This window comes from Brevundimonas sp. (genome assembly GCF_031082345.1).
Lineage (GTDB): Bacteria > Pseudomonadota > Alphaproteobacteria > Caulobacterales > Caulobacteraceae > Brevundimonas.
In genome coordinates this window covers 1-1,778 of record NZ_JAVHLH010000381.1, presented here as the reverse complement: position 1 = coordinate 1,778, position 1,778 = coordinate 1, and the positions used below count along the sequence as shown (strand labels likewise).

Annotated in this window: 1 protein-coding gene; it reads left to right on the top strand. The window is 70.9% G+C overall.

Annotation, left to right across the window (positions count from 1 at the left end):
- Positions 1-1,777, top strand: a 1,777-nt coding sequence (locus RDU12_RS15535; protein WP_308685558.1) for a type I secretion system permease/ATPase, incomplete at its 5' end; no start/stop codon positions are given.
- Between the last annotated feature and the right edge of the window lies 1 nt (position 1,778).

Below are 1,778 nucleotides of genomic sequence, written 5' to 3'. Positions count from 1 at the left end.
TCCCAGCAAACCGGGCACGGAGCCCCTGGCCGAGGCGCTGAAGGCGTGCCGGAGCCACTTCATCTGGGCGGCCGTGTTCTCGGCGCTGGTGAACCTGCTCTACCTGACCCCGACCATCTACATGATGCAGGTCTACGACCGGGTCGTGCCGACCGGCGGACTGACGACCCTGGCGCTGATCACCATTGTCGCGGTCTTCGCCCTGGCCGCCCTGGCCGGGCTGGACTGGCTGCGCGGGCGGCTGATGCTCAGGGCCGGGCTGAGGCTGGACCGGATGTTGTCCGGCAAGGTGCTGGCCCGGGTCATGGATCTGCAGGCCAAGGCGCCCAACACCCAGGCCCTGCGAGAGTTCGACAACGTACGCGGGGCCATAGGCGGCCAGGGCATGCTGGCTCTGTTCGACGCGCCGTGGACGCCGATCTACCTGGGATGCTGTTTCCTGCTGCACCCGGCCATCGGAGCCCTGACGCTGGTCGGCGGACTGATCCTGTTCAGCCTCGCCTGGTTGAACGAGCGCGACACCCGTCCGCGTCTCAGCAAGGCCATCCAGTCGCAGAACAGCGCCTACTCCGCCCAGGAAGCCGTCGCCGGCCAGTCGGAGGTCGTGCGGGCGCTGGGCATGCGCCAGTCCTCGATCGCCCGTCAGATCGAGCAACGCCGCAACGCCACGGCCGCGCAGGCCGACGCCCAGCTGACCGGCGGCCGCTACACCGGCGCGATCAAATTCCTGCGGCTGGTGCTGCAGTCGGCCGCGCTCGGCCTCGCCGCCCTGCTGGCGGTGCGGGGCGATATATCCCCCGGGGCCATCATCGCCTCGTCGGTGCTGCTGAGCCGGGCCGTTGCGCCGATCGAGACACTGGTCGGGGTCTGGCCGACCCTGGTTCAGGCGGCGACGAGCTGGAAGACCATGACAGAGCTGTTCGCCAGCACCGCGGCGGTGGAGCGGGAGCGGACCGCCCTGCCGGACCCGAAGGGCAAGCTGCAGGTCGAGGGCGTGTCGGTGAAATTCCCGGAGACGGAGTCGCCCCAGCTGCGCTCGGTCAGCTTCACCCTGAAGCCCGGCCAGACCCTGGGGGTGGTGGGAGCCAGCGGTTCGGGCAAGACCACCCTCGCCCGGGTCATCGCCGGCGCGCTGAAACCGCAGGCGGGCTCCGTGCGTCTGGACGGGGCCGAGTACGAGGCCCGGGAAGGCGACGAGCTGGCTCGCTGGATCGGCTATCTGCCGCAGGTTCCGAGCCTGTTCGCGGGCTCGATCAAGGACAATATCTCGCGCTTCGCCACCTCGACCGGCGTGGATCAGGAGACCGCCGACCGCGACGCGGTCAAGGCCGCCATGGCGGCGGGGGCTCACGAGCTGATCCTGAGACTGCCGAACGGATATGACACCGTGCTCGGCCCGTTCGGCCACGGGCTTTCGGCGGGACAGGCGCAGCGCGTGGCGCTGGCGCGGGCGCTGTATCGCGACCCGGTTCTGCTGGTGCTGGACGAACCGAACTCCAACCTCGACCAGGAGGGCGAGGCGGCGCTGATGCAGGCGATCCTGGGCGCCGCCGCCCGGGGCGGATCCGTGGTCATCATCGCCCACCGGGCCGGGGTGCTGGCGCGGGTCGACCGCCTGCTGATGATGCGCGAGGGGGTGGTCCAGATGGAGGGACCGCGCGAGGAGGTGCTCGAGCGGATGCGGGCGGCCACCCCGAAGAGCGCCGCGCCGGCCCCGCCGGCCGCCAATGTGACCCGCCTGGCCGATCCGTCGCAGACCCAGCGGCGCGCCCAATGAC